6 protein-coding genes and 1 other annotated feature are annotated in these 6,073 nt (G+C 66.4%); of the genes, 2 read left to right on the forward strand and 4 right to left on the reverse strand.

The features are described 5' to 3' along the window. Positions 1-39 precede the first annotated feature (39 nt). Positions 40-1,265 (reverse strand): IS3 family transposase gene (locus O9335_RS10790; protein WP_298387764.1). Its coding sequence is split into 2 segments (ribosomal slippage): positions 40-974 and positions 974-1,265, totalling 1,227 coding nucleotides; the frame shifts between segments, so codons are not numbered across the junction. Continuing rightward, positions 871-987 (reverse strand) — a sequence feature (AL1L pseudoknot). Its footprint overlaps the gene before it by 117 nt. Positions 1,266-1,472: 207 nt before the next feature. Then, entirely contained in the window at positions 1,473-1,865 is a 393-nt protein-coding gene (locus O9335_RS10795; protein ID WP_298387767.1) for a rhodanese-like domain-containing protein, read from the reverse strand. Between the two features lie 122 nt (positions 1,866-1,987). Here O9335_RS10795 and ftrA point away from each other — a divergent pair, with 122 nt between their 5' ends. Further along, positions 1,988-2,992, forward strand: a complete 1,005-nt coding sequence (gene ftrA / locus O9335_RS10800; protein WP_298387769.1) for a transcriptional regulator FtrA — start codon at positions 1,988-1,990, stop codon at positions 2,990-2,992. 391 nt (positions 2,993-3,383) lie between these two features. Here ftrA and O9335_RS10805 read toward each other — a convergent pair whose 3' ends face one another. Next, positions 3,384-4,172 (reverse strand): hypothetical protein, encoded by a 789-nt coding sequence (locus tag O9335_RS10805; protein WP_298387772.1) that lies wholly within the window; start codon positions 4,170-4,172, stop codon positions 3,384-3,386. Positions 4,173-4,189: 17 nt separating this feature from the next. On the opposite strand from O9335_RS10805, the gene O9335_RS10810 reads away from it, so the two are divergent. Continuing rightward, positions 4,190-5,197, forward strand: coding sequence for a zf-TFIIB domain-containing protein (locus tag O9335_RS10810; RefSeq protein WP_298387777.1), 1,008 nt, complete (start codon positions 4,190-4,192; stop codon positions 5,195-5,197). A gap of 54 nt (positions 5,198-5,251) precedes the next feature. Here the strand turns inward: O9335_RS10810 and O9335_RS10815 are convergent, their stop codons facing one another. Continuing rightward, entirely contained in the window at positions 5,252-5,869 is a 618-nt protein-coding gene (locus O9335_RS10815; protein WP_298387780.1) for a hypothetical protein, read from the reverse strand. Positions 5,870-6,073 lie beyond the last annotated feature (204 nt).

Raw genomic sequence — 6,073 nt, forward strand, 5'->3', positions numbered from 1 at the left:
TGAACCGCCCCGGGTTTCGCGGGGGCCCGTTGGTTTAAGTCAGACGGTCGCGGCCTGACCAGCGCGTTGTCGATGGTAGTTGGCCTCGAACTCGGCTGGCGGTAGGTAGCCCAGGGGTTCCATCAGTCGGTGATGGTTGAACCAAGCCACCCATTCCAGCGTCGCCAGTTCCACCGCCTGCTTGGTCTTCCATGTCCCGCGCCGGTGGATCACCTCGGCCTTGTAGAGCCCATTGATCGTCTCGGCCAGCGCGTTGTCGTAGCTGTCACCCTTGGAGCCCACTGAAGGCTCAATGCCAGCTTCGGCCAATCGCTCGCTGTAGCGAATGGACAAGTATTGCGAGCCCCTGTCGGAGTGATGCGTCAGGCTGCCGTTGTCAGATGGTTTGCGGTCGTACAGCGCCTGCTCCAGCGCATCGAGCACGAACTCGGTTTGCATCGAACTGCTCTGGCGCCAGCCCACGATGCGCCGGCTGAACACGTCCACGACGAACGCCACGTAGACCCAGCCCTGCCAGGTTGAGACGTAAGTGAAGTCCGAGACCCAGAGCTGATTGGGCCGCTCGGCGCGGAACTGCCGGTTGACCCGGTCCAGCGGGCATGGCGCCTTGGGATCAGGAACGGTGGTGCGCACCGCCTTGCCGCGACGCACGCCCTGCATGCCCTCCCGGCGCATCAATCGCTCCACAGTGCAGCGCGCCACTGCGACGCCCTCACGGTTGAGCTGACGCCAGACTTTGTCAGCGCCATAGACCTTCATGTTGGCCTGCCAAACGCGCTGGACCTGCGGCACCAAACTGGCATCACGCTGCGCGCGACGCGAGCACAGCACCGGGTTGCGCTGACGGGCGGCATGGCGCCAGTACGCCGACGGGGCGATCTGCAAGACGCGGCAGATCGACTCGACCCCGAACTGCTGGCGATGCTGGTCGACGAAGCCCTTCAGGACTTGATGCGGCGGTCGAGCTCCGCCTGGGCGAAAAACGCGCTGGCCAGCTTCAGGATCTCGTTGGCCTTGCGCAGTTCACGCACCTCGCGTTCGAGGTCCTTCACGCGCTGGGCTTCGCTGGTCGTCACGCCATCGCGCACACCAGCATCGACCTCTGCGCGCTTGACCCACTCGTTCAACGTCTGCGGCACACAGCCAATCTTGGGCGCGATGGACTCGATGGCCGCCCACAGCGACGAGTACTCCCCGCGGTGCTCTTGCACCATCCTCACCGCGCGCTCACGCACCTCAGGCGAAAACTTGTTCGACTTGCTCATGGCTCAATCCTTTCAGATTGTTGAGCCTCCTCGAAACCCGGGGCGGTTCACCAATCGTGGGCTGGCGCATTCCACGGCGTCGTACTGACTTTCAGACCGGCCTCCCGCAACATGTTCGCCAAGAGAACGTCGTCGGGAGCGCCCTCCGGCAACCCCCGATGAGTCACCAGCGTCACTTCGAATGCCGATGACGACAGGCACATGGAGTCAGGCGCCGCTCTCGATCGTTGCCAGTTCGAAGCCCTCGTCGATCCAGCCGGTGATCCCGCCCGACATGATCTTGACCGGGCGACCGAGCTTGGCCAGGCGCAAGGCTCCGCGTGCGGCGCCATTGCAGTGCGGCCCGGCACAGTAGGTCACGAACAACGTGTTGTCAGGCCACTGCGCGAGCTTGCTCTGTACGAGCTTGCCGTGGGGCAGATTGATCGCTCCAGGGACGTGGCCCTTGGCGTACATGGCCGGCGAACGGACATCGAGTAGGACGAAGTCCGCTCCGATCTCCAGGCCTTCGTGCACATCCCAGCAGTCGGTTTCGAACGTGAACTCCGCTGCAAAGTGGGCTTCAGCAACGGCGGACGGGGCGGCAGGGATGGCAGTCACTTCAGTGGGCACTTCAGGCTCCGTTGATTGGGAGTCGTCATGGTGTCGATCAATGACGGATGCAACAATTGGCGTAAAAGACACTTATCGCCAATTTCTCGCCAGCTCTGCAGTTCGTGCACATGGAACCCCTCGACGACTTGACCGGTCCCCTGGTCGTGGCGCTCGCCCACGATGGTCTTTGCACCTTCGAGTTCGCGATCGTGGCGGAGGTGTTTGGACTGAGCCGACCGGAGATGGGGCGCAACTGGTACCGATTCGCGACGGCGGCAGTGGAGCCCGGTCCCCTGCGAGCACACGGAGGCCTGACGTTCACAACGGCCGGTGGCCTCGAGTTGCTCGATCAGGCCGATCTGATCGTGGCAGCGGGCTGGAAGGGCGCCGGCGTCCCGGTTCCTGACGACCTTGCTGAAAAGCTTCGGAACGCGTGGGAGCGCGGCGCTCGCCTCGCCTCGATCTGCTCCGGCGCATTCGTACTCGCAGCCACCAAGCTGCTGGACGGGCGCCGGGCCGCTACTCACTGGCGGTATGCCGCTAAGCTCAAGGCTTGTCACCCCGAGATCTCAGTGGATGCTGATGTGTTGTACGTCGAGGAGGATCGGATCTTCACCTCGGCGGGAAGCGCTGCCGGCATTGATCTGATGCTGCACATCATTCGGCAGGACTACGGCGTGGAAGCGGCCAACTCGGTCGCTCGCCGCTTGGTCATGCCGCCACATCGAAGTGGAGGACAGGCTCAGTTCATCGAGCGGGCCGTCCCAGCGGACCGTTGGCACCGTCTGACCGAGGCACTCGACGCAATCCGGGCGGAGTTGAGTACGGACTGGACCGTCGAGCGCATGGCTTCACTGGTTGCGATGAGTCCCCGCACTTTCTTGCGGCGCTTCGTCGAGGCAACATCCCTTAGCCCAGGCCAGTGGCTCATCGAACAGCGAATTGCCCAAGCCCAGCGATTGCTCGAGACCACGGCGCTATCGGTGGAGCGGATCGCAGCGGAGGTGGGCTTTGGAAGTGTTCAAGTACTCAGGCACCACTTTCGAGAACGGCTGACCATCTCACCGAGAGACTACCGAAAGACCTTTGCGTCTTTGACAAGAGACCGGAGCATCGCTGCGCCATCTCGGTGATCGCTGGCGAGCGGATGAAGCCCTGCCGTGCATCGGAGCCCCTCACTGGGGCTGGTGTGACTTGAGGCTAGAGCCGCCAGCGCCGCCCGAACACCGGCACGTCCCGCTGGCCATCAATTCGGAAATGAACTTGCCCCTCGGGCATGCTTTCGCAGAGGTCTCACCGGGGGCTTGCAAATCAAGTATGGCAAGGCTCCCATTGGAACGAAGCGCCTTTGTGGCACCGTGCGTGCAGGCTGGACGGCGGTTCCTACCCGCAGCCGACGAGCGCGAGTTCAGAGTTGAGTGCGACGCTTTGCAAGGAATCCAGACTTGAGTGAGACGCCAGTTCAGGAGTCCATGACACGTGGCCGCGCAAGTCATTGATCTGAAGGATACTCGAGTTCAGCATTCAGTGAGAACCGACAGCCCCGTCCAGCCAGGGTCGTAGCACGCAGTCGAGGCCCGCTGGGGCGTGGGCCGCACGGCTGGCCACATCCTGCGGCAGCACCCACACCCCTTGAGGCACCTCCCCCAGCAATCGCGCCGCCCTCACCACCACTCGGGCCAGGGCCACCGAGCGCAGGGGGCGCTCGTCGCTGGGCACCATCCAACGCAGCTGAGCCCACCACCAGGCCGCCACTCGCTCCCACCAGGGCGTGCCTGCAGGCACATCCAGGGCGTCTCGGCTGCTGCGCACCAGCAGCACCTGCTTGAACCCCATCGCGACGAGCGCCACCTCGTCCGGGTGGGCCAAGCCCTGCCGCAAGGCCGCCGGCAGGCTCGCCGCCGCATGCGGTACCACCACGACCAAGCGGATCACCCCGAGGTCGAGCAACTGCGCGGCCAGCACCTTCAAGTCGGCGACCTCGGGCGCCAGGAAGGCTCCATCGCGCGCACCGACGAGCCCCGCGCGCTCGAGGACCACGACCGCGGTGCCGCCTTGCCAACGCAGGCGGTCGGCTGGCGTGGGTGCAGCCAGGGTCTGCTCGGTGAGGCTCAGCAAGCCCCGGTGCGTGCTGGCCATGGGCTGCCGCACCCAGACCCCGACCGGACCATGACCCGCCGCGAGCACCTGCGCCAGCAAGGCCGCGCCCAGCCACCCCCCGGCGCCCAGCACGAGGGCCGGCCCGGGTGCCGGCTGCGCGACACCGGAATGAGGTCGCAGCGCGCCCTGCAGGGCCTGATTCACGTCCATCATCCGGGCATCATCGCCGCATGAGCACCAGCAATTCCATGGCCACCGCCGACCCCACCACGCTGCGCTGCCCGCGCTGCGACAGCCGCATGGACCGTCGCCTCTTGCCGGTGCGGCACCAGCGCGTGGTGGAGGTGGACCATTGCGGCGGCTGCCGGCTGGTGTGGTTCGATGCCTTTGAGTCGGTCTCGCTCACCGGCTTGGGCTGGGTGATGCTGTTGCGCCTGCTGCAAGACGGCGCCGGCCTGGCCCTGCCGCCGGCCCGCCCCAGGCCCATGGGCTGTCCGCGCTGCGCCGTCCCGCTGAAAGCCGTGCACAACCGCAGCCGCTTCGGTCAGTTCGTGATGCTGGAATGCCCAAGCCGCCACGGGCACCTTCACAGCCACAGCGGCGTGCTGGCCGAACGCGGTTTTGTGCGGGGCTTGCTGCCGGCCGAGCGCCACGCTTGGTCGTCGCGCGAGCACCCGCTCAACTGCCTGAACTGCGGCGCGCCCACCCGCGGTGAAACCGAACGCTGCACCTATTGCGACAGTCCCCTGGTGGTCATCGACGTGCCCCGACTGATGCACGGCCTGCGCCACGACGCGCAGGCGAACAAGGGCACCACGCCCCGCCCCGACGGGCAACCCTTTGCCTGGTCGTGCGTGGCCTGCGGGGCCCCGATGGACCCCAACCGCGACACCGCCTGCGAGGCCTGCGGGCAACCGGCGATCGCGCCTTCGCTGAACGACCTCACCCCCCTGCTGGATCAAGCCGAGGCCCGCTGGCTGGACGCCGACGTGCGCCACCGGCTGGAGGCCGCACGCCGCCGACCGCAGCTGGTCACGCGCGAGCGGCGCAAGGGCGACCACCACAACACCCAGTTGGGGCGGATGCTGCACTGGATGCGCCGCGAAGGCCCGATGGAAGGGATGTTCACGCCGGAACACCCCGATCCACCCGATCCGATGGCTTGGCTGTCCTGGGCTTGGCGCTTCCGGGTGGTGATCACCGCGGCGATGCTGTTGGGCTGGTGGCTGCTGAGTTGATGGCACCATGACAAACGGCCCCGAAGGGCCGTTTGCAAGAAGAGCACCAGAGCCTCAAACGGCCGAGGGGCGACGGCGACGCAGCGCCACCGCACCCGCCAAGCCCCACAGCGCCAAGCCCAAGACCGCCGGTTCGCTGACTTGCCCCTGAGGGCGAATGCTGCCGCGGAAGTCAAACACGTTGTCGTCGTAGTCGCGGTCGCCGCCGCCGTACAAGTCTTCAAAGCTCACGCGGTACCAACCCGGCCGCGCCGTCGCGTTCACCGTGGCGTGGAACTGCCGATCAGCGTTGCGCAGCGCAGGCCCCATCCAGAAGGTGTGGCCGGTGTTCAAGACATGGATGCCGAACAGCAGCTCATCGCCCACGTTGTAAAAGCCATCCAGCCACGCGGCGCCCAGCGCCATCGTGGTGCCGACCGGGTTGCGGTTCGGCGCGTTGTAGGCGATGAAGGTGTAGGTGCTGTCCGGGTGGTAGAGGCGCAACTCGCTGTTGTAGGCGGCCGTCGCGCGTTGCACCTCCACCGTGACGTCTCCCCCTTGCCAGTACAGCTGGGCGCCCAGCACTGGCGCGGCCGAGGCGCTGGCCGCAGCGCCGAGCGCAAAGGCGGCCACGAGGACATTCACAGCGCGGCGCGCGCGCAGGACGAGGGAGTGAAAACCGGCGATGGACATGATGAAGCGAGGGGGTCAACAGCGTTACAGCTTGTAGCACCTTGCGTGCCGACCCGGAAAAGTCCAAGCCCCTCGGGCACCCGCTGGGCATGCCCCGGGGCCAAGCACGGTCAGGTGTCAGGCCCATCGACACCCGCATTCAGGGGATCGGTGGGGCGGGTGGGGGGGCGCGCGCCGCCCCCCCCCCCCCCCCCCCCCCCCCCC

It is taken from the genome of Inhella sp., assembly GCF_027532025.1.
GTDB lineage: Bacteria > Pseudomonadota > Gammaproteobacteria > Burkholderiales > Burkholderiaceae_C > Inhella.